The organism is Rahnella sp. AA (assembly GCF_002834385.1).
In the GTDB taxonomy this organism is placed as follows: Bacteria; Pseudomonadota; Gammaproteobacteria; order Enterobacterales; family Enterobacteriaceae; genus Rahnella.
The window spans coordinates 379187-399946 of record NZ_PITQ01000004.1 but is presented as its reverse complement, the minus strand read 5'-3'; the positions used below and the strand labels follow the sequence as shown (position 1 = coordinate 399946).

General features: G+C 51.6%; 21 protein-coding genes. 11 read left to right on the top strand and 10 right to left on the bottom strand.

What is annotated here, in order from left to right; genetic code table 11:
* Positions 1-210 precede the first annotated feature (210 nt).
* Positions 211-843 carry an aspartate/glutamate racemase family protein gene (locus CWS43_RS12815; protein ID WP_101077315.1) on the bottom strand — a complete coding sequence of 211 codons (633 nt, stop codon included), beginning with the start codon at positions 841-843 and terminating at the stop codon, positions 211-213.
* Between the two features lie 266 nt (positions 844-1109).
* Between CWS43_RS12815 and CWS43_RS12810 the strand changes: the two genes are divergently transcribed.
* The 5 genes from CWS43_RS12810 (at position 1110) to CWS43_RS12790 (ending at position 6643) form a co-directional block, all read left to right on the top strand.
* On the top strand, positions 1110-1829 hold the full coding sequence (locus CWS43_RS12810) for a gluconate 2-dehydrogenase subunit 3 family protein (RefSeq protein ID WP_101077314.1): 720 nt from the start codon (positions 1110-1112) through the stop codon (positions 1827-1829).
* Positions 1830-1884: 55 nt separating this feature from the next.
* Positions 1885-3657 carry a GMC family oxidoreductase gene (locus tag CWS43_RS12805; protein ID WP_101077313.1) on the top strand — a complete coding sequence of 591 codons (1773 nt, stop codon included), beginning with the start codon at positions 1885-1887 and terminating at the stop codon, positions 3655-3657.
* Between the two features lie 2 nt (positions 3658-3659).
* Positions 3660-4967: a cytochrome c gene (locus CWS43_RS12800; protein ID WP_101077312.1), complete on the top strand. Its 1308-nt coding sequence runs from the start codon at positions 3660-3662 to the stop codon at positions 4965-4967.
* A 228-nt stretch (positions 4968-5195) separates the two neighbouring features.
* The gene (locus tag CWS43_RS12795; RefSeq protein WP_101077311.1) at positions 5196-5852 is read left to right on the top strand and encodes a hypothetical protein; all 657 of its coding nucleotides are present in this window, start codon (positions 5196-5198) and stop codon (positions 5850-5852) included.
* 200 nt (positions 5853-6052) lie between these two features.
* Positions 6053-6643 (top strand): Yip1 family protein, encoded by a 591-nt coding sequence (locus CWS43_RS12790; protein ID WP_101077310.1) that lies wholly within the window; start codon positions 6053-6055, stop codon positions 6641-6643.
* A 58-nt stretch (positions 6644-6701) separates the two neighbouring features.
* Here CWS43_RS12790 and dld read toward each other — a convergent pair whose 3' ends face one another.
* Positions 6702-8393, bottom strand: a complete 1692-nt coding sequence (dld, locus tag CWS43_RS12785) for a D-lactate dehydrogenase (protein WP_101077309.1) — start codon at positions 8391-8393, stop codon at positions 6702-6704.
* 206 nt (positions 8394-8599) lie between these two features.
* On the opposite strand from dld, the gene phnC reads away from it, so the two are divergent.
* The 4 genes from phnC (at position 8600) to phnE (CWS43_RS12765) (ending at position 12320) form a co-directional block, all read left to right on the top strand.
* Positions 8600-9433, top strand: coding sequence for a phosphonate ABC transporter ATP-binding protein (gene phnC, locus CWS43_RS12780; protein WP_101077308.1), 834 nt, complete (start codon positions 8600-8602; stop codon positions 9431-9433).
* A gap of 103 nt (positions 9434-9536) precedes the next feature.
* The gene (gene phnD, locus CWS43_RS12775) at positions 9537-10469 is read left to right on the top strand and encodes a phosphonate ABC transporter substrate-binding protein (protein WP_101077307.1); all 933 of its coding nucleotides are present in this window, start codon (positions 9537-9539) and stop codon (positions 10467-10469) included.
* 64 nt (positions 10470-10533) lie between these two features.
* The gene (gene phnE, locus CWS43_RS12770; RefSeq protein WP_101077306.1) at positions 10534-11397 is read left to right on the top strand and encodes a phosphonate ABC transporter, permease protein PhnE; all 864 of its coding nucleotides are present in this window, start codon (positions 10534-10536) and stop codon (positions 11395-11397) included.
* Positions 11397-12320: a phosphonate ABC transporter, permease protein PhnE gene (phnE, locus tag CWS43_RS12765; protein WP_101077305.1), complete on the top strand. Its 924-nt coding sequence runs from the start codon at positions 11397-11399 to the stop codon at positions 12318-12320. The genes phnE (CWS43_RS12770) and phnE (CWS43_RS12765) overlap by 1 nt, the downstream gene beginning before the upstream one ends.
* Positions 12321-12395: 75 nt before the next feature.
* On the opposite strand, the gene CWS43_RS12760 is transcribed toward phnE (CWS43_RS12765), so the two are convergent.
* Both CWS43_RS12760 and CWS43_RS12755 read right to left on the bottom strand, forming a co-directional pair.
* Positions 12396-13517, bottom strand: a complete 1122-nt coding sequence (locus CWS43_RS12760; protein WP_101077304.1) for a cupin domain-containing protein — start codon at positions 13515-13517, stop codon at positions 12396-12398.
* Between the two features lie 157 nt (positions 13518-13674).
* Positions 13675-15054: an NAD-dependent succinate-semialdehyde dehydrogenase gene (locus CWS43_RS12755; protein ID WP_101077303.1), complete on the bottom strand. Its 1380-nt coding sequence runs from the start codon at positions 15052-15054 to the stop codon at positions 13675-13677.
* Between the two features lie 360 nt (positions 15055-15414).
* Between CWS43_RS12755 and CWS43_RS12750 the strand changes: the two genes are divergently transcribed.
* Positions 15415-15744 carry a DHCW motif cupin fold protein gene (locus tag CWS43_RS12750; protein ID WP_101077302.1) on the top strand — a complete coding sequence of 110 codons (330 nt, stop codon included), beginning with the start codon at positions 15415-15417 and terminating at the stop codon, positions 15742-15744.
* A gap of 52 nt (positions 15745-15796) precedes the next feature.
* Entirely contained in the window at positions 15797-16894 is a 1098-nt protein-coding gene (gene ddlA, locus CWS43_RS12745) for a D-alanine--D-alanine ligase (RefSeq protein ID WP_101077301.1), read from the top strand.
* A 61-nt stretch (positions 16895-16955) separates the two neighbouring features.
* Here ddlA and CWS43_RS12740 read toward each other — a convergent pair whose 3' ends face one another.
* The 6 genes from CWS43_RS12740 to CWS43_RS12715 form a co-directional block, all read right to left on the bottom strand.
* On the bottom strand, positions 16956-17294 hold the full coding sequence (locus CWS43_RS12740; protein ID WP_101077300.1) for a helix-turn-helix domain-containing protein: 339 nt from the start codon (positions 17292-17294) through the stop codon (positions 16956-16958).
* Between the two features lie 202 nt (positions 17295-17496).
* The gene (locus tag CWS43_RS12735; RefSeq protein ID WP_101077299.1) at positions 17497-18708 is read right to left on the bottom strand and encodes an MFS transporter; all 1212 of its coding nucleotides are present in this window, start codon (positions 18706-18708) and stop codon (positions 17497-17499) included.
* Between the two features lie 233 nt (positions 18709-18941).
* Positions 18942-19199: a DUF1471 domain-containing protein gene (locus CWS43_RS12730; RefSeq protein ID WP_101077407.1), complete on the bottom strand. Its 258-nt coding sequence runs from the start codon at positions 19197-19199 to the stop codon at positions 18942-18944.
* Positions 19200-19351: 152 nt separating this feature from the next.
* Complete coding sequence (locus CWS43_RS12725; RefSeq protein WP_013576350.1) at positions 19352-19609, bottom strand: YdgH/BhsA/McbA-like domain containing protein; 258 nt, start codon at positions 19607-19609, stop codon at positions 19352-19354.
* Between the two features lie 168 nt (positions 19610-19777).
* Positions 19778-20035: a YdgH/BhsA/McbA-like domain containing protein gene (locus tag CWS43_RS12720; protein ID WP_101077298.1), complete on the bottom strand. Its 258-nt coding sequence runs from the start codon at positions 20033-20035 to the stop codon at positions 19778-19780.
* Positions 20036-20452: 417 nt separating this feature from the next.
* Positions 20453-20710, bottom strand: coding sequence for a hypothetical protein (locus CWS43_RS12715; protein ID WP_101077297.1), 258 nt, complete (start codon positions 20708-20710; stop codon positions 20453-20455).
* Between the last annotated feature and the right edge of the window lie 50 nt (positions 20711-20760).

The following is a 20760-nucleotide window of genomic DNA, read 5'->3' as shown; positions in this document are numbered from 1 at the left end:
ATGCAGAGACTGACGTTTTCAGAATATCAGTTTAAACACCCCGGTCAGGGTCAGTAAGCCGACGATAAAGATGATGGCGATGATCCACAGAATAATTTTCATGTTTTCTCCTTATCACACCCTTTTGTCGTCATCAGCTAAGTTGGCTAAGCCAATGATTATTCCACTTTCAGTATAGCCAATCCTGCCATTTGCGTATTTTTGCCAGGCTTAAACGGCGACGATCGCTCTCAGACCACATTCCGGGCTGGTCAGGGGTTTGCCCATTTGCGTCAGTTGTGCCGCGCCGGTCATCGATGCCTGAGCCAGCACCACCGCACCTGCGCCTTCAATGTATGCCGCGTCTGCCGCTGCGGCGACCGTCTGCAAATATCCTGCTAGATCTCCCTGCTTAAACTTGCCCCAGGCTCCCGCTACCAGACGCATTTCCAGCGTAGCGTCGGGGTGCTTTTCCGCCTGTCGGAACAGTTGCCCGGTCGGGCCGAGCGTGGTTTCCACCGCACATAACACCACCACTTTTCCGGCTGTTTTCATCGCGGCTTCGGCCAGCGCCTGATCAACGCGCAAAACCGGCACCTGCGTATTTTCAGCGGCGGCCGCAGCGGCTGCGCCCAGCGTTGAACAGGTAAGTAAAACGCGATCGCTGTCCTGACTCAGCGCCAATAATATCTGCGCTGTTTCTTCAAGGATTTCAGGCGTCAGCCCGCCAGCGTGTTCTGCGGCGGCCAGTAAATCGGGGCGGGAAATATGGCGAAACACATGGTGACTCAGCCCCAGCTCCTGTGCTGCATTTTCAAAAACCGCGATGTTGCTGTCTGCCGTGTGTAAACAGGTGATGCGCATGGACGTCTCCGGAAAGTGTGATAGCTCTACGTTAACGATTTTTGGCCTTCCCGTGGAGGCTTTTTTGCCTGTAAGAATTTGTTAATTAGTGTACTAACTCAATGCAGAATAATTAAGCTGTTGATTTTAATTAGTTAAAATATGAACCTATTGGTTCGAAATATCTTACTTTCATCTAACATCTTCGTATAATCTCCGTCACAAATATAAACCCATGTCTGATGTGGGTAAGTCATCTTCCAATGTGCGTAAACAGGAGAGATATCGTGAAACGCAGACACTTTCTGACCTCGATGGCGGTGCTGTTATTCAGTACCGCCTTAAAGGTTAAAGCCAAAATTTTCTCCGGCGGTATGCCGTGGATTATCCATTCGGTTCGTCCGCCGAAACCCGTGGTTGCCGGTGAGTGGGCATTCTTCTCCTCTGAAGAAGTCAGCCTGATAGAAACACTGGCCGACCGGATCATACCGGCCGACGAGCTGAGCATCGGTGGGAAAGAGGCCGGTTGTGCCGTATTCCTGGACCGCCAGCTGAGTGGTGATTACGGCAAAGCTGTCACGACTTACCGCCTGGGGCCGGTGATCCAGGACGGCTTACCGCAGGCCGGGCCGCAATATAAAGATACGCCAGCCGAACGCTACCGGTTAGGGCTGGCTGCGCTGAACAGCGTGTCAAAAGCGCGCAATGCGGGCAAGGGTTTTACCGAACTTACCGGTGAGCAGCAGGACGATTTGCTGCGCCGCGTGGAGTCGGGCGAGATCCCGCTTGATGGGGTCAACGGCCAGCTGTTCTTCAATATGCTGGTGCAGAACATGCGCGAAGGCTTCTTTTCCGACCCGCTTTACGGCGGTAATAAGGATATGGCGGGCTGGAAAATGGTGGGTTTCCCCGGCGCGCGTTATGACTTCCGTGATGTCATCGACAGACGCGGCGAAGATTTACATATCGAACCCGTCAGCATGCTGACCCAATACGAAAAATCATAAAAACCGTTTAACGGACTGCATTGATTTATTTGGTATTTTCAGGAGTACATGTCGTATGAGCAACAAAAGAGAGAAGGTCGATGCCGTCATCGTCGGCCTCGGATGGGCCGGTTCGCTGATGGCCAATGAACTGACCCTGGCCGGGCTGAATGTCGTGGCCATTGAACGCGGTTCATGGCGCGATACCAGCAATGATTTCCCGACCACCATTGATACCGACGAACTGCGCTTCGTCAGCCGTCGCGCGATTATGCAGCCCACGGCGGTAGAAACCCTGACCTTCCGTAATAACCCGATCCAGCAGGCGCTGCCACTGCGCGAGTTTAATACTTATCAGTTCGGAATGAACGTTGGCGGGGCGGGCACGCACTGGAACGGCATGACCTGGCGCTTCCTGCCATATGATTTCCAGAGCTACAGCCAGACGGTTGAGCGCTACGGTAAAAACAAATTCCTCGAAGGAATGCAGGTTCAGGACTGGGGTGTGACGTTTGACGACGTTGAACCGTTCTACGATAAATTTGAACGTTACGCCGGGACGTCCGGGAAAGCCGGTAACATCAAAGGCGAAAAAATTGAAGGCGGTAACGTCTTCGAAGGCCCGCGCAGCCGGGATTATCCGCTGCCGCCGCTTAAACGTACCCAGCTGTCGATGATTTTCGACAAAGCCACGCGCGAGATGGGCTATCACCCGTTTGCCGTGCCTGCCGGCAACACCTCCGGTGCATATACCAACCCGCTGGGCGTCAACATGGCGCCGTGCACATACTGCGGTTACTGCGAGTTTTTCGGCTGCGGCAACTGGTCGAAGAGCAGCCCGAATGCCTGCATTTTACCTGCGGTGATGCAGCGCCCTAATTTTACGGTGATCACCGAATCTGAAGTGCTCCGCGTCAACAAAGCGCCTGACGGCAAAACCGCCACCGGCGTGACGTTCATTGGCAGCGACGGCGTGGTGTGGGAGCAACCGGCGGATATCGTGGTGATTTCTGCGTACCAGATGGATAACGTCCGCCTGATGCTGCTTTCCGGCATCGGCCAGCCTTACGACCATAAAACCGGTAAAGGCGTGGTCGGGCGTAACTATGCGTACCAGACCATTTCCGGCGCAGGTTTCTTCTTCGAAGACGAAATGATGAACCCGTTCATCGGCGCAGGTGCGCTGTCACAGGCCATTGATGATTTCAACGGCGATAACTTTGATCACACCGGTCATGACTTTATCGGCGGCGGCGTGGCGCTGGTGCATTCCACTAACGGACGTCCGATCGGTTATTCCAACAATGTACCGCCGGGCACACCGCGCTGGGGCGCTGACTGGAAAAAAGCAGTCAAACACAGCTACCAGAACTACAACAATATCTATTGTATGGGCAACAGCTATCCGCACCGCGACGTGTTCCTCGATCTTGATCCGGAATACAAAGACCGCCACGGCCAGCCGCTGCTGCGCGTGACATTTGACTGGATCGAAAACGACAAACGCTCGGCGAAATTCATGGCTGACCGCTCGGTTGAAATCGCGCATGCGATGGGGGCAAAAACTGTCGTGCGTCAGGAACCGACGGCTAAACCGTTCTCGCCAATGGACAACCTCTCCTCCCACACCACGGGCGGCGCCTGCATGGGCGACAACCCGAAAACCAGCGCGGTGAACCGCTATCTGCAAAGCTGGGATGTGCATAACGTCTTTGTTTGTGGCGCATCGGCGTTTGCCAATAACGGCGGTTATAACCCGACCGGCACGGTGGGCGCGCTGACCTTATGGGCGGCAGAAGCGATTAAAACCCAGTATCTGAAATCCCCTGGTCCGCTGGTGAGGGTTTAAGCATGAGCGTGAAAAAGACATTAGTGATTATTGCAGGCGTGGTTGTCATTGGTGGTCTGGGATTCGTCGGTTTTAAAACCTGGCATAACGCCAGCCAGTCCGGTGAATTCCAGGCACCCGCAGCGGCGGCAATGGCCGGCAAAACGGCCATTGAACGCGGTAAATATCTGGCGCTGGCGGGGGACTGCGTGGCCTGTCATACCGCGCCGGGGGGCGGAAAACCGTTTGCCGGAGGCTATGGCCTGAACACGCCGTTTGGCACGATTTACGCTACCAATATCACGCCGGATAAAGAGACCGGTATTGGCGGCTGGACCGATCAGCAGTTCATTAATGCGGTGCGAAACGGCAAGGGGATCAACGGGGAGAATCTCTATCCGGCGATGCCTTATAACGTTTATGCGAAGGTCAGCGATCAGGATCTGAAAGACATCAAAGCGTACCTGAATACCGTGCCTGCGGTGCATTACGACGGGCCGAAAACCGATTTGCCGTTCCCGTATAACATCCGCCTGATGATGTTTGGCTGGAACCTGTTGTTCCTTGATACCGCCCCGTTTAAGGCCGATCCGGCAAAGTCAGCGGAATGGAACCGCGGCGCGTATCTGGTGGAAGGGCTGGGGCACTGCACGTCGTGCCATACGGCGAAAAATCCGCTGGGCGGCGATAACTTTGGTGTGCATTTGCAGGGCGGAGAACTTCAGGGCTGGTTTGCGCCGGAAATCACCGGGAATGTCCGTCAGGGGCTGGGTGACTGGAGCAACGATGAAATTGTTCAGTACCTGAAAACCGGCGCAAACGCCCGTACCGTGGCCTCCGGCCCGATGGCAGAAGCCGTAACGAACTCGCTGCAACACCTGTCGGATGCCGATCTTCATGCCATTGCGGTTTACCTGAAAAGCTTACCGGGCAGCAAAGATGAGTCTGCACCGCTGGCAGCAAATTCAGCCATGGCAAATGGCAAAGCGCTGTATGCCGATAACTGTGCGGCTTGTCATCAGAATTCCGGTGAAGGCGTGCGCAATATGGTGCCCGCGCTGAAAGGCAACAACGGCGTTCAGGCCAGCCAGCCGACGAATATTCTGCATGTGCTGATGAACGGTGCGCAGGGTGCGGCGACGCTCAGCAATCCGACCAGCGCGGATATGCCGGAGTTTGGCTGGAAAATGACGGATCAGCAAATGGCCGATGTCAGTACTTACATCCGTAATGCGTGGGGAAATCAGGCGCCAGCGGTCAGTAAAGACGACGTGGCGAAAGCCAGAAAAACGCAGGACGGAGCTGCTGCATTGCATAATCCGGCACCCTGATAAAACAGATAACGTCTTTCACTAGCTACAGTAACGGAGCCGCGTAAGCGGCTCTTTTATTTGGTATTTATTCAATTTATCAATGCAATTTCATGAGTCATAGATACATAAATAATCACGCTTTGAACGAGAAAGAAATTGATTTGAGGTGTTTATTTATACAGTGCAGACTGCCCGCAGATTAAGGATATCTGAACAAGGATTAGCTTACGTGAGGGACAACACATCATGTTTCAGCTCAGGATGCCAGATTGCTGGCCAGTCAACCCGATGCTCTATCTTCCCGGTGCCCTGACGGTGCCGGAAGACTTTAAGGGAGAATGGATTATGGAAGCGTTAATGCAAAGCCAGATTAACAGTATCGAAAAGCAGGGAATCAAAAACGGTGAGGAAATCGCGGGCCTGAGTTTACGGGTGGGAAAGGTTGAACAGCAAGTTGTTCAGCTTACAGAGGTGGTTACGGACACCAATCTTCGTGTCGGAAAACTCGAACACCAGATGGTCACGCTCACCGATGCGGTGACGGATATCGGCGTTCGCGTGGGGAAAACGGAGGAAAGTATTGTTCGCATCGATAAGCATCTGGTCAGGATCGACGAGCATCTGGTGCGAATTGACGATCGCCTTGTGCTTATTGATAAGAAATTTGAACTGGTAGATGAGCGCTTTGACAAGATGGATCTGCGCTTTGACAAGATGGATCTGCGTTTCGATAAAATGGATGCTCGATTTAATTCCGTGGAGTCGCAGCTGGCCGTTATTCAGTCGAATTACATGACCAAAGATATGTTCCACATCTATATTACAAAACAGACCCATTGGATCATGGGCATGATGGTAGCACTGGCTGGTGTGGTGTTTACCGCTGCCCGCTATATCCACTGACCCTTTCGTGAATCCCGTTCTCCGGCATCAACATCTCCCATAAAAGGAGATGTTGTACTGCCAGCAAACCGCTTAATAACGGCTATAATATAAACAGGCTGCCACCTTCTCCTTGCCCTTGTAACCTTTATCAAACGGGCATTCCCGAAGGTTTATCATCGTACGCCGCTGGCGGCTTTCGGCGCACAAGGGGGTGTTTCATGGGTAATCATGTCTGGGGACTGTTATCGCATCCAGGTCCCGAATTGCAGCAAATCCAGCGTGAACGGGAAACCGTTTCACATGTGTATTCCCACCATGTTTTTCTGATGGCGCTGATCCCGGTTGTCTGTTCCTTTATCGGCACAACGCAGCTGGGCTGGAATTTCGGTGACGGCCAGAAGCTGATGGTTTCCATGTTCACCGCGTCCTATATCGCTGTCATCTTCTATGTTCTGATGCTCGCCGCTGTTGCCCTGATGGGGCGGATTATCTACTGGATGGCGCGTCGTTATGACAGCCGCCCGACACTCAACAGTTGTATTGTGTTTGCCGGTTACGTTGCCACGCCGATGTTCCTCAGCGGGATTGTTGCGCTCTACCCGATGGTCTGGTTATGCCTGTTTGTCGGGCTGATTGGCCTTTGCTACAGCGGATATCTGTTGTATCTCGGTATTCCAAACTTCCTCAACATTGACCATCGCGAGGGCTTCCTGTTCTCCAGCTCGACGCTGGCGATGGGAGTTCTGGTCCTTGAGCTTCTTTTGGCGTTGACGGTTATCATGTGGGGCTATGGAACGCAGCTTTTTTAATCATTGATTAGTGCACCCTCCCCTGAAAAGGGGAGGGCGTTTGAAACTCTTCACAGCGTTATTCCTGCCAGTGTTTCAGCTTGGTGGTTTTACCGATCCCCGGGTTGAAACTGTTGGTCGGGTCTGCCTGCCGGTAAAATTCCTTCATATGCGGTTTTGCAATATACAGATGCCCGACGTTGTGCTCAGCCGGATATTCAGCACCTTTGGCATCCAGAAGTTCAAGCATGCGATGTTTTAGCGCTTTGCTGTTCACACCTTTTTTGACAATGTAATCCTGATGGAAAACGTGGCACATAAAGTGGCCGTAATAGAGTTTTGCTATCAGCTGACTATCAATATCCGCAGGCAGCGTTTCAAACCAGTCACGATCGTTGCGGCGCAAGGCAATATCCAGTGCCAGAATATCTTCCACTTCTTTCTCATGCACAGCGTGATAACGAATGGCCGCGCCCGCCGCAGCGAAGCGGTGCAGAAAGGCTTTTTTGCCTTCATCTGCTGAACAGATAAAGAAATCGCCCTGATTATCGCTGAAGAAACGGGTCAGAAACGTTCTGGCTTCCTCTATTCCCTGGCCTGACATTTTCAGCAATAAGTGATGCTCAAACCGGTCGCGATACTGCTTCATGCGCGGCGGTAAATGGCCCGGCAGCGCTTTACTCAGGCACTGCATCACGCGGTCGCTGAAGTGCTTCGGCAGAAAAGGCACCTTGCTGGCGTGCGCGTCAAACTTTCCTTTGGCGGTAAACATATCCGGCATTTTGTCCGTGCCGAGTTTGTCGATCATCAGGAACGTATCTTTGCCGTACACTTCAGTGATATCGAAAATATCACGGTGCATATATTCACCCGCCACCGGCAGATTGGTGAAATCACGCAGGATCTGGCGGCGTAATTCCGTCAGCACCGCCGTGTCGTTCGTACCGATATAGAAAACCTGCTGCTGAGTTTCTGCCGGAAAAGTATCGAGGCGGACGGCGAAAACGGCCAGCTTCCCGGCACAGCCAGAGGCTTCAAATAAGCGACGTTCATCGGCGTTAAAGCGCGATGGCGTATCGGCATCCACTTCGCGGACGCGCGTTGCGTAATCATGGTCGGAAGCCAGCCGCTGGTCATGCAGGATATCGGCTTCGAGATAATCGCCTTTTTCCAGCCGTGTCAGGATCTCTTCCGGCGTCTCACCCAGATTGATCCCCAGATGGTTTATCAGCCGGAGTTCTCCCTGCGCATCAATCTGCGCATACAGCGCCATTTCCGTATAAGCCGGTCCGCGTTTCACCAGTGAACCGCCGGAGTTGTTGCAAACTCCGCCGACCACGGAGGCACCAATGCAGGATGACCCGATAACGGAATGTGGTTCGCGGTTATACGGCTTGAGAATTTTTTCCAGCTTGTAGAGTGTGCTGCCGGGAAAGCCGATCACCTGATGGCCGCCGTCGAGCAGCTGGATCTGGTCGAGTTTCAGCGTGCTGAAAATGACGATGTCGCGGTCGTAATCGTCACCGCTCGGCGTTGAACCTTCTGTCAGCCCCGTATTGGCGGCCTGCATGATGACAATTTTGTCGGCCTCGATGCAGGCTTTAAGCAATTGCCATTGTTGAAGCAATGTCTGCGGGAATACCACCGCCAGCGCTTTTCCGCCACCGGAGCGAAACCCCTTTCGGTAGCGCTCGGTATTGCTGTCGCCGGTGAGGACGTGGCGGCTTCCGGCGATTTCTTTCAGCGTGGTGATGAGTGACTGATTATCCATTTCATCTTCCTTTTATGAAGTGATGCCTTTCAATCATAGACTTAAATGATACTTCAAAAGATGAACATCACACGGGATATACGTTAGGTAATTTAACTTAATCTGTTGCATTTTTGTCATGCGCTGTCCATTAAATCGTCATTGATGTGTCATAAAACTCGCGCTTAATGAACGCCAGATAACGAAAGCAACCGAGAGACAGCATCATGGCGCAGGCTCAACTTAAGCTGGCACAGGCTGAATATCCTCAGACCGGGCCACAGCATTTGAACAAAGTTCTGGACGTTAAAGGCCTGGTAAAATCGTATAAATCAGGTCAGCGGGTCCTGAACGATATTAATTTTGATCTCCATGCCGGTGAATTTGTAGCGGTCATTGGCCGCTCCGGTGCGGGGAAGTCAACGCTGTTGCACGTGCTTAACGGCACGATCCCGTTAACCGACGGCAGCGTTGTGTGTCATTACGAAAATGGTGAGCAGCAGCAACTGGCCGGGTTGACGGGTAAAGCGCTGCGTCGCTGGCGTTCGGGTTGCGGCATGATTTTCCAGGATTTCTGCCTGGTACCGCGTCTGGATGTGCTGACTAACGTATTACTTGGCCGTCTCAGCCATACTTCAACGTTTAAATCCTTCTTCAATCAGTTCGACGATGAAGACCGCGCACGGGCGATTTCGTTGCTCGAATGGCTGCACATGTTGCCGCATGCGTTGCAACGCGCTGAAAACCTTTCCGGTGGTCAGATGCAGCGCGTGGCGATTTGTCGTGCACTGATGCAGAACCCGAAAATTTTGCTGGCCGATGAACCGGTTGCCTCACTGGATCCTAAAAATACCCTGCGCATCATGAATGCCCTGAAAAAGGTCAGCGAAGAGAACATCGCGGTGATGGTCAACCTGCACTCCGTTGAGCTGGTGAAAGATTACTGCACCCGCGTAATTGGTATTGCGAAAGGGCAGATTATCTTTGACGGACATCCGGACCAGTTAACCGACGGGATCTTGCAGCAGTTATATGGCGAAGATCACGAGGCAAATGAGTAACGATATTTAATGCAGTAATAAATAACAGTTGTTGTTAACAGCGATTAAAACCTTTGGCAGTGCTTTTTCTACTTTCCCTCAATCTACACAAGGTTATTACTAAATGAAGAAGTTATTACGTCTGGCAGTCTTCGTTGCAGGTTCCCTTACCGCGATGCACAGCATGGCAGAAGATGCTCCGAAAGAATTGAATTTAGGTATTTTGGGTGGACAGAATGCTACTCAGCAAATCGGCGATAATCAATGTGTAAAAGATTTCTTCGATAAAGAATTAAATGTGGATACCAAACTGCGTAATTCATCCGATTACTCAGGTGTTATTCAGGGGTTATTAGGTAAGAAAGTCGACATGGTATTAAGCATGTCACCTTCATCTTTCGCGTCTGTTTATATTAATAACCCGAAAGCGGTGGATCTGGTGGGCATCGTTATTGATGACACTGACAAATCCCGCGGTTATCACTCCGTTGTTGTGGTAAAAGCTGACAGCCCGTACCAGAAACTGTCTGACCTGAAAGGCAAATCATTTGGCTTTGCTGATCCGGATTCCACTTCCGGTTACCTGATCCCGAACCAGACTTTCAAGAAAGAGTTTGGCGGTACGACGGATAACAAATACAACAACTTCTTCTCCAGCGTCACCTTCTCCGGCGGCCACGAGCAGGATATCCTCGGCGTGCTGAATGGCCAGTTTGAAGGCGCGGTGACCTGGGCTTCCATGATTGGCGATCGCGAAACCGGCTATACCTCCGGCGCGTTCAACCGCATGATCCGCATGGACCATCCGGATCTGATGAAGAAAATCCGCATTATCTGGGAATCTCCGTTAATTCCTAACGGCCCGATTTTGGTTCGCAGCGATTTGCCACCGGCATTTAAAGCGAAACTGGTTTCAGCCATTAAGAAACTGGATAAAGATGATCATGCCTGCTTCGTGAAAGCCGTTGGCGGCAAACAACATATCGGCGAAACGTCTCTGGCGGAATATCAGCAGATTATTGATATGAAGCGTGAACTGACAAAGGGTACTCGTTAATATCCTGATTTCCTCCCCCTTGGCGGGGAGGAATAAAAACTCTATGTAAACCGGAAATATTATTTTGAATAAAGACTTCAATCGTTATTACCAGAATATACGTGGTAAGCAAAAGCGCGAGGCGCTGGTCTGGTCAGGGCTGATGCTGCTGTTATATTTATGGTCTGGCAATGTTTCCGAACTTAATCTGAAAACTATTATTGTTTCCGCCCCCAGCTTCTTTGATTATATCGGTCAGACGGTGCCGGTTTTGCACTGGTCATTATTATTCGCAGACGGACATACCGAAGGTTCTCTGGCTTACTGGGGATACCGTCTTAATATTCAGTTACCGCTGATTTGGGAAACTATTCAGCTGGCATTGTCTTCAACGATTTTGTCTACCGCGCTGGCCGTTGTTCTGGCATTTCTCGCCGCCAGCAATACGGATTCCCCAAAATGGGTGAAATTCAGTATCCGCACGTTTGTGGCCTTCCTGCGAACCATGCCTGAACTGGCCTGGGCCGTGATGTGCGTAATGGCCTTTGGCGTCGGGGCTATTCCGGGCTTTATCGCGCTGACCTTACACACCGTCGGCAGCCTGACAAAATTGTTCTACGAATCTATTGAAACCGCGTCGGACAAACCGGTGCGCGGCCTGAGAGCCTGCGGAGCGGGGCGCTTGCAGCGCATGCGTTTCGCCATGTGGCCACAGGTTAAACCTATCTTTTTATCCTACAGTTTTATGCGTCTGGAAATTAATTTTCGCCAGTCAACCATCCTCGGCCTGGTGGGCGCGGGCGGGATTGGTCAGGAGCTGATGACGTCCATCAAGCTCGACCGCTATGACCAGGTCAGCATGACGCTGCTGCTGATTATTCTGGTGGTATCAGTAATGGATTTTATTTCAGGTAAATTACGCAAACGCGTGGTGGAGGGCACTTTCTGATGTTAACTGACGCGCTTGAACCTCATGTTATTGCTGACCTGAAACAGCAGCACGCTCACCTGTTTTCCGCACAACGCCGTTACCTGCGTTATCTGGCAATTTTGGCGGTCGTGATTGTGTTGTATTACGTCTATTTCTTCAGCTATTTCGGTATTCCGTGGAGTGAAGTGGTGCGCGGTACCCGCGAAGTCGGGCGTTATTTCCTGCGTATGTTCGTGTGGCACAACGTTTCCGAATGGCCGTTTATGTACTACTTCTCGCAGATTGCGATCACGCTGGCGATTGTGTTCGCCGGGACGGTCACCGCCTCTTTCCTCGCACTGCCGCTGTCTTTCCTTGCGGCACGAAATGTGATGTCTACGCCGGTTCTCCGGCCGGTTTCACTGGTGGTCCGCCGCATTCTGGACGTGCTTCGCGGCCTGGATATGGCGATCTGGGGGCTGATTTTTGTCCGTGCTGTCGGCATGGGGCCGCTGGCCGGCGTGCTGGCAATTGTGATGCAGGATTTAGGCTTACTCGGCAAGCTTTATGCCGAAGGCCACGAAGCCGTGGAACGCTCACCCAGCCGCGGCCTGCGGGCGCTGGGTGCATCTCCGCTACAGACGCACCGCTTTGGCATTTTCACGCAATCCTTCCCGACATTCCTGGCGCTGTCGCTGTATCAGATTGAGTCCAACACCCGTTCAGCCGCCGTTCTCGGTTTTGTGGGCGCGGGTGGTATCGGTCTGGTTTATGCGGAAAACATGCGGTTGTGGAACTGGGATGTCGTGATGTTTATTACGCTGATCCTGGTCGCTATCGTCATGATTATGGATAAGATTTCAGCGATGCTGCGTGCCAAATACATTCTGGGTGAAGAGATTGATCTGTTTGTGCCGGAAGAGCGGAAAATGAAGCCGCCGGTCGAATTGTATAAACCCTGATCCGAACCGGTCTTAAAACTAAAAAGGCGGCATCCACCGGATGCCGCCTTTTGTCATAAACGGGCAACAGAAATATTACTCGTCGAAGTACCAGTAACCCTGATTCACCAGATCGGTGAACACGGCCATGAACGCCGGATCCTGCAGCGCATCGCCCAGCTCTTTTTTACCGATCAGCATGAAACGGCAAAGCGCATCCGCCGCCTGATGTTGATCGGTTTCCAGCGCTTCGCTGTTGACGAAGAAACGCTCGCCGACGTTGAGCACGCGCAGACCGCTCAGCCGGGTCAGGCTGTCGCCCTGCATCAGCGCATCGACGATTTCGTGGGTTTCATACGGCGGTTCGGCGGGGGAGATATCCAGCTCATGGCGTGGCGTTGTCGCAAAACGTCCGAACCACTGTCTGAACGCTTCCGGCTGATTGATCAGGTCATGCATCATATTGCGCACGCGATCCAGCTCGTATTCTTCTACTTTTCCGACATGATCGCGCAGCGTTAAATCCGGGTCGCTGTAGTGGTCGCCGCCTAAATCATTTTCCAGCGCGTAATCGGCAAAGCTGCTGATAAAGTCGCGGGTATTCGGGCCACGGAAACCGACGGAATAGTTGAGGGCCGTTTCATGGGTAAAGCCGTCGTGCGGGAAGCCCGGCGGAATATACAGAATATCGCCCGGCTCGAGATCTTCATCGATGATCGGCGTAAACGGATCGACATGCAGCAACGCCGGATGCGGGCAGAACTGGCGCATCGGCAAGGCATCGCCCACGCGCCAGCGACGGCTGCCCATTCCCTGAATGATAAACACGTCGTACTGATCGATATGCGGGCCAACGCCGCCGCCGGGCACAGAATAGGAGATCATCAGGTCATCCAGACGCCAGTCTGGCAGCACGCGGAACGGACGAACCAGTTCCGCCGCAGGCAGATGCCAGTGGTTCACTGCCTGCGCCAGCAGTGACCAGCCGGTTTCACCCAGCCCGTCAAAATGCTCAAACGGCCCGTTGCTTGCCTGCCATTCCCCATTTTTATGGCTCACCAGACGGCTGTCCACTTCAGGTTCCATCGCAAGGCCAGCTAATTCATCGGGCGTGATCGGATCGACAAAGTTTGTAAACGCTTTTTTTAATACAACAGGTTGTTTTTGCCAGTATTTTTCTAAAAATTCCGGCCAGTCCAGATTGAGTTCATACGCCATGTGATTTACCAGTGGGAAGACAAACGGGCCTGATTATAGAGAGGCTGGCGGGTATGCCGCTTTGTCATTAATCAAGGGATCACAAAAGACCGGCGGAGGGAGGGAATTTCCCTCTCCGGGCGGAGAGGGAAGTGTTACGGGGAAGTGCAAACAGGTATTAAGACTTGGCGGCAAGCACCACCAGTTTTTGGTTCACAAACTCTTTAATTCCCAGATCAGACAGCTCGCGGCCAAAACCGGAGCGTTTTACCCCCCCGAAAGGCAGCTCGGCGGCGGTATCCGTCGGTGAGTTTACGTATACCATCCCGGTTTCAATCTGGCTCGCCAGCTTACGGGCACGGTTGAGATCGGTCGTGAATACCGAACCGCCCAGACCGTAGTGCGAGTCGTTGGCCAGTTTCACCAGTTCCTCGTCGTTTTTGACGATATAAACCTGCGCGACCGGGCCGAAAAACTCTTCGAAGTAAGCCGGATTATCACGCGTGATGTGCGTGAGGATCGTTGGCTCGAAGAAGTTGCCCGGATTCCCCGTCACTTTCTTGCCACCGAAATGCAGTTTCGCGCCGTGCTTCACGGCATCGTCTACCTGCTTGCTCAGCGTTTTCACCGCGTCGGCTGAAGACAACGGCCCCAGCGTGGTGGATTTATCCAGCGGGTCGCCGATTTTCAGTGCCTTAAAGTGTTCAGTGAATTTTTTCAGGAATTCATCGGCCACTTTTTCATGAATGATAAAGCGCTTGGCGGCGGTACAAACCTGCCCGGCGTTGGAAACACGCGCCTGAGCACCGGCTTTGGCGGCGTGATCAATATCGGCATCATCCAGCACCGCGAAAACATCATTCCCGCCCAGTTCGAGCGTGGATTTTTTCAGTTTACCGGCTGCACGCGCCGCCACAATCGCCCCGGCTTTTTCCGAACCGGTCAGTGCGACGCCTTGCACGCGATCGTCATCAATGATTGATGCGACCTGATCCTGCGAAATAAACAGATTGGTATAGGCACCTTTTGGCGCACCTGCTTCAGAAACCAGTTTCTCAAAAGTTTCTGCGCAGTGCGGCACGATGCTGGCGTGTTTTACCAGCACGCTGTTACCGGACGCGAGATTCGGCGCAAGCACGCGCATCAGCTGATAGAACGGGAAGTTCCACGGCTCGACCGCCATGATCACGCCAATCGGGTGATGCTCGACCCAGGCTTCGCCGAGGTCAGATTTATACGGCACAGGTTTGAGAAATTCCTCTGCGTTTTCCGCGTAGAATTTCGCAATATCCGCGCAAATTTGTACTTCGCCACGGCTCTGGCCAATCAGTTTCCCCATCTCCACGCTGACCACTTCTGCCAGTTCATCGACCCGCGAAGCCATCAGCTCGGACAATTTATGCAGCACTTTGACCCGCTGTTTGATATCCCCCTGCGCCCAGTCGGATTTATACAGGGCATGCGCGGTAGACAGCGCCTCTTCAACCTGCTTGTCGTTGTGCGTCGGGTATTCTTTGATGAGCTTGTTATTGAAAGGATTGATCGTCTGATAGGGCATCTGTTGCTCCTTGTTTTGTGGCGCGCCGGATAATGTCATCAGCGCGTTGGAATTGAGGTGCGTTCGATTTACTGCCTCGGGTCTGCTTCTTAACGCTTGTTCCGTGACACTGCCACTAAGCATAGTCGATAAAACGTGAACCCTGTCTCACAGACATCTCATGCAACACATGCGGTTCGGGCTTTTTAGCGGCTTGCGCACAGGCCCTGCCATCCGCGGGCTGCGGCCTGTCTTTAAGAACTATCGGCTTTACCTAACTTTGCGGCGAAAGGACTTTCGAATTGTTTTCAGCAAGCGATTGATAAATTTACCGCCCACTTTTATGCTGGCTTTCCTTCCATTTCCGACATTGAGAAACTCATGAAGCTTGATGCGATCCCTTTTTGCACGACCGACTGGAACGACGTGACGCCAACCCAACACCCCGGCGATGTCGGGATGGCGCTGTGGCGCACACAGAAGTTTGGCGATATCCGCGTGCGGGTCGTTGAATATTCCGCAGGATACGAAGCCGATCACTGGTGCAGTAAAGGGCATGTGCTGTTTTGCCTGGAAGGGGAATTGCATACACGCCTGGAAGATGGCCGCACCTTTACCCTCTCGCCGGGCATGAGTTATCAGGTGGCGGATAACGCGGAAGCGCACCGTTCCTCAACCCCGGTCGGGGCTAAATTGTTTGTCGTTGATTAGTCGTACACAGAGAAATCGCCGCCAGCGTGAGGCTGGCGACAAGGAGCAGCAGGTGAGTAAATTACGGGTAGGCATCATTTTTGGCGGCAAATCGGCTGAGCACGAAGTGTCATTACAATCGGCAAAAAATATTGTGGATGCCATTGATAAAGAACGTTTTGACGTGACGTTGCTGGGCATCGATAAGAAAGGCGAGTGGCATATTAACGATGCCAGCAATTACCTGATCAATGCTGAAAATCCGTCACTGATTGCCCTGAACCGCTCGAATAATCAGGTCGCGCTCATTCCGGGGCAAACTGAAAACCAGCTGATTGAAATGCACAGTGCCAGCGCATTGTCGCAGGTTGACGTGGTATTCCCGATTGTTCATGGAACGCTGGGCGAAGATGGCTCATTGCAGGGTTTGCTGCGCATGGCAAACATTGCGTTCGCCGGTTCCGGCGTATTGGGATCGGCTGTCAGCATGGATAAAGATGTCACCAAGCGTCTGTTGCGGGATGCCGGTTTGTCCGTCGCGCCATTTGTCACCCTGACCCGTGCAAATCGCCAGAAATATACATTTACCAAAGTCTCTGAGCAGCTCGGATTACCGCTGTTTATTAAGCCTGCCAATCAGGGTTCTTCTGTCGGTGTCAGCAAAGTGAGTGACGAAGCCGGTTTCCTGAATGCGCTGGAAACAGCGTTCAGCTTTGACCACAAAGTGCTGGTGGAGTCCGCGATTAAAGGCCGAGAAATCGAATGCGCGGTACTTGGCAACGATTACCCGCAGGCCAGCGTATGCGGCGAAGTGATCCTGCACGACGAGTTTTATTCCTACGATACCAAGTACATTAATGAAGCCGGCGCATCGGTTGCCGTTCCCGCCGATTTGCCGCAGGAAACCCATGACCGCATCCGTGCCATCGCATTGCAGGCATTTCAGGTGCTGGAATGCCGGGGCATGGCGCGCGTTGATGTCTTCCTGACCGATCAGGGCGACGTCGTTATCAATGAAATCAACACGCTGCCTGGCTTTACCAACATCAGCATGTACCCCAAACTGTGGGCGGCCAGCGGTTTAAATTACAGTGATCTGATCACGCGTCTGATCGAACTGGCGCTGGAGCAACACGAGCAGGATAACCAGCTCAAAAGCTCAGCGAACTGATTTGTAAGATGTGCTGTAAAAGAGAAGCAGGGAGAAATCCCTGCTTTTTGCATTTAAAAACTTATTCGACAACCAGTTTAACCTGCTTGCCGGTCAGGCCGAGCATCATCACCAGCGCATCCAGCGTGAATTTATCCGTTTTCTTGTTTACGACGTCGGAAACCCGCGGGCGTGAGACTTGCAAAACTTTTGCAGCATCGCTCTGACGCAGATTCTGAAGGGCGATCCAGCTTGCTATCTCCGCCATTAGCTGTTCTTTAAGCGCAATCGTCTGTGCAATTTTTTGCTGTGATTCGGTATGTAAAGCCTGTGCTTCATCTTCATTAAACCCCAGGTCGGCAAAAACATTCCCTCCGGCCGGGGTGATATGCCGTGAGGCTACATCAATGTATTCTTTCATTTTCTCTCCGGTGACGCCCTGTGATGATTTCTGTTTGTATAAAATTTTATACCTAATCGTTCCTCATACCAACGCTTTTATACGGGAAGCCATATTTAAAAAATCAGTTCGTTGAAATGTTTGCGAGGCGCGCCGGAATAAAAGTGTTTTGACTGGATTGTGGGAGGAAAAGCAGGGAGAAATCCCTGCTTTTGGCTTTTAATTACACCTGATAACGCCAGAATAAAATGGCGACGCCAGCCAGAGTGAAGAGTGAAACGGTATAAAGCGCATGCACTGCCCCCATATTTTGGGCGAGCAAACCCGCGATACCGGTCACGATAGTTGCGACGATAATTTGCCTCCGCCACGCCATCGCACTGGCACCCGCAACGTGTTCACCGGGAAAATGCCGCAGTATGCCGTAAGTCCCCAAAGCAAAGACAATGTTTGAAGACAGGTGCGCACCGAAAATTAACAGGAGCGCACCCGCTGTCCATGCGGAAAAGTGGGGTAAAAGAAAATACCCCGTGAGAAAAAGCATCAGGCAGAACAGCAAGCGGCGGTTGCCTGATGAATAACTTTGCAATTTTTCGACGCTGAGAAGCAAAGGGCCGCAAAGTTGCCCGAGACTCCGGGCAAATAAAAGCGGTAGCGCCAGCCCGGTGGTTTTATCCGGCCTGATTTGCTGTGCCAGTGCAGGCAGTAATGCCATCGCTGGGGAACCTACTGCAGCAAGAGCAGGCAGCAGTAATACGCTGCGCTTTTGTAACGGAGAAAAGTTCCGCCATTTCGCCGGAAGTTCCGCCGCTGACGGCGCAGATTCATGTTGATGCAGGTTGTGAAACAGTGCCTGAGTTCTCAGCAGCAAACCGGCTGAAGCGGCAAAACTTAGTCCGTCCAAAGCCAGAAGTGAGGAGGGCGAAAAAACATCGAACAACAAAATACCGACACCCGTGCCGAGCAAAACCTGAGATGCAAAGATCAATGTTTCCATCGCCGTTGCGGCGGGCAGTTCTTCGTTGCCCAGCCCGCGCTTAAATAAAAGTGTCAGCGCCGGATAGCTCATTCCCGTAAACAGTGCTTCGGCTGACTGCACTGCCAGTAACGCCGGAATGTTGTGTGAGAGTAAACCGTAGAGCGGGAAAATCAGCGCCAGAAATCCGAGTATTTCAGAAAGAATCAGCACCCTGACGGGTGGAATTTTTCTGCAAAGGCGTTCGCCCCAGAAACTGCCCAAAAATCCCGGAAGCATTGCAAGAATATAGGCCAGCGTAAGTGTCGCCGGGGAGGCGTGCCAGCGCAGGAGTTGGCCAAAAACGACCACTTGCGTCAGGCCGTTTCCCAGAGAAGATAAAATGAAGGCGCAGCCTAAAAGCCGCAGCCAGCGATGGTTACGGAGTGCGCGTATCAGCGCCATTAATAAGGAATTCATGAACGGTATTCTCATCAGAAATAACAGAAATCTCCGTATTACCTGAAGGTAATGCAGAGAAGGAAAAACTGTCAGTGATGGACGTTCATTACATTGGGAATGCGCACTTTTTCGGAAAGAGAATAAAAATGTAGCACAAAGAGAAGGGGTTGCATGGTCAATTCAAAAATTCATAAATCGCAGACACGAAAAAGGCGGCAAACGCCGCCTCTTCTGCTTACTGCTGAGGACTCTTATTTGTAAATTTCAGCTGTGCCGTACAGATGGTTGTCACCAGAGGCACCGATGATACGGTAAGACGATGCACCTGCCTGAGCTGCTTTTGCACTCAGTTCTGATTGCAGACCTGACAGGTCGCCGGCAGAAGATGCGCTGACAACACCGATGGCTTGCTGACCCGCTGGTGCAGACTGAACTTCAGTCGCAGCCAGAGTAGAGAAAGAAGCGGTTGCCAGTGCGATGGCAGCGAGAGTCATAGTGATATTTTTCATGATATTTTCCTCAATTCGTTTATTTGAGCTTTGCCAGGCGTTGTCATCAACGTTCATTTAATGTGCAAAGCTGTCATCTGTCCGATACAACATCTAGCTTATTAATCGTTAACTAAATGCTGTTTTACCCGTAATCAAAACGTACTTCGTGCTTATTTATACAGCTCAGCCGTACCGTACAGGTGGTTTTCACCAGAAGCCCCGATGATGCGGTATGAGCTTGCGCCAGCTTCGTTCGCTTTTGCGTTCAGTTTATTCTGCAGGCTCGATAAATCATTGCTTGAAGAAGCACTTACAACGCCGATTGCCTGTTGACCTTCTGGCGCGGACTGAACTTCGGTGGCTGCCAGAGTTGAGAATGAAGCGGTAGCGAGCGCGATTGCAGCTAATGTCATAGTGATGTTTTTCATGATGGTCTTCCTTATTGTCTGTTTATCAGCAGGTGATTTTTAGGTCCGACGTTATTTCTTAACAGTCGATAATTAAATCTTAGACCTTGATCACATTCTGTGCAACTTATTTATTTATTAATCGTTAACTTATTGTGCGGAACAATCTGCTAACGAACGTTTCTGTGCTTATTTGTAAAGCTCAGCTGTACCGTACATGTGGTTTTCACCAGAAGCCCCGATGATGCGGTATGACGTTGCACCGGCTTCAGTGGCTTTCGCATTCAGTTTTGACTGAAGGGTGCTCAGGTCACCATTTGAAGAAGCGCTGATAGTACCGATAGTTTGTTCACCCGCTGGAGCAGACTGAACTTCAGTCGCGGCCAGGGTAGAGAAAGAAGCGGTAGCCAGTGTCAGAGCAGCGATAGTCATTGCGATAGTTTTCATGATTTGTAGTCCTGTTCGTTAATTTTTGTCTGGGGTGGCGTTTTCGACAGCCCCGTTATTCGGTCAACGTTGTTTATTACTTAACGTTCGATAAGTAAATGGTAAAGGGTGTTGAGAGTTTGTGCAAGATGTTTTTTTTAATGAGCGTTAACTTATTGTGCTGTGACGAGCATCACATCAAAACGCATTGTTGTTTTTGTTTTGTTAAATTTATGTTTTTAGAATGATTCGCCTGACGGATAGAGTTCGGGCTTATCCAATATTGTGCTGAATGAATCTTTAATGATCGCTAAGTTAATGGTTGGTTCCGGCGGGAGAGGATGTTAAAACTAGGGTCGGCTGAGAAAAAGATAAGGCAGCAAATGCCGCCTTATCGTTATTCCTGACCTGACGTCTTGTCGTCAGTGACCGGTTTCCTTAATAGTAAATAGAAGCCGGTTTATGACCTGAAGTCATCGGTGCAGGTGGCTGAGTCGGAGAAGTAGAGATACGGCCCTGCACGATTTTTTTGTTCGTACAGGTGCCCGGGTTACAGAAGTTACTGTCACCGGTCACATTGACCATCGCGACTTCCTGACTCTGTACTGGCATCATGATAACCTGCTGTGCGGCAACATTGGCAACCGGTACAGCGGTTAATGCCAGAACTGCAAGAAGGATTTTGAAGTTACTCATGATGTTTCGTCCTGGGTATTTTGCTTTTAAAAAGCGCTTATAGCTGTGCA

What these genes read in the sequence shown, in the direction of transcription:
- CWS43_RS12815 (WP_101077315.1), bottom strand. Translation starts at nt 843, where the DNA reads ATGCGCATCACCTGTTTACACACGGCAGACAGCAACATCGCGGTTTTT.
- CWS43_RS12805 (WP_101077313.1), top strand. Translation starts at nt 1,885, where the DNA reads ATGAGCAACAAAAGAGAGAAGGTCGATGCCGTCATCGTCGGCCTCGGA.
- CWS43_RS12800 (WP_101077312.1), top strand. Translation starts at nt 3,660, where the DNA reads ATGAGCGTGAAAAAGACATTAGTGATTATTGCAGGCGTGGTTGTCATT.
- CWS43_RS12795 (WP_101077311.1), top strand. Translation starts at nt 5,196, where the DNA reads ATGTTTCAGCTCAGGATGCCAGATTGCTGGCCAGTCAACCCGATGCTC.
- CWS43_RS12790 (WP_101077310.1), top strand. Translation starts at nt 6,053, where the DNA reads ATGGGTAATCATGTCTGGGGACTGTTATCGCATCCAGGTCCCGAATTG.
- dld (WP_101077309.1), bottom strand. Translation starts at nt 8,393, where the DNA reads ATGGATAATCAGTCACTCATCACCACGCTGAAAGAAATCGCCGGAAGC.
- phnC (WP_101077308.1), top strand. Translation starts at nt 8,600, where the DNA reads ATGGCGCAGGCTCAACTTAAGCTGGCACAGGCTGAATATCCTCAGACC.
- phnD (WP_101077307.1), top strand. Translation starts at nt 9,537, where the DNA reads ATGAAGAAGTTATTACGTCTGGCAGTCTTCGTTGCAGGTTCCCTTACC.
- phnE (WP_101077305.1), top strand. Translation starts at nt 11,397, where the DNA reads ATGTTAACTGACGCGCTTGAACCTCATGTTATTGCTGACCTGAAACAG.
- CWS43_RS12760 (WP_101077304.1), bottom strand. Translation starts at nt 13,517, where the DNA reads ATGGCGTATGAACTCAATCTGGACTGGCCGGAATTTTTAGAAAAATAC.
- CWS43_RS12755 (WP_101077303.1), bottom strand. Translation starts at nt 15,054, where the DNA reads ATGCCCTATCAGACGATCAATCCTTTCAATAACAAGCTCATCAAAGAA.
- CWS43_RS12750 (WP_101077302.1), top strand. Translation starts at nt 15,415, where the DNA reads ATGAAGCTTGATGCGATCCCTTTTTGCACGACCGACTGGAACGACGTG.
- CWS43_RS12740 (WP_101077300.1), bottom strand. Translation starts at nt 17,294, where the DNA reads ATGAAAGAATACATTGATGTAGCCTCACGGCATATCACCCCGGCCGGA.
- CWS43_RS12735 (WP_101077299.1), bottom strand. Translation starts at nt 18,708, where the DNA reads ATGAATTCCTTATTAATGGCGCTGATACGCGCACTCCGTAACCATCGC.
- CWS43_RS12730 (WP_101077407.1), bottom strand. Translation starts at nt 19,199, where the DNA reads ATGAAAAATATCACTATGACTCTCGCTGCCATCGCACTGGCAACCGCT.
- CWS43_RS12725 (WP_013576350.1), bottom strand. Translation starts at nt 19,609, where the DNA reads ATGAAAAACATCACTATGACATTAGCTGCAATCGCGCTCGCTACCGCT.
- CWS43_RS12720 (WP_101077298.1), bottom strand. Translation starts at nt 20,035, where the DNA reads ATGAAAACTATCGCAATGACTATCGCTGCTCTGACACTGGCTACCGCT.
- CWS43_RS12715 (WP_101077297.1), bottom strand. Translation starts at nt 20,710, where the DNA reads ATGAGTAACTTCAAAATCCTTCTTGCAGTTCTGGCATTAACCGCTGTA.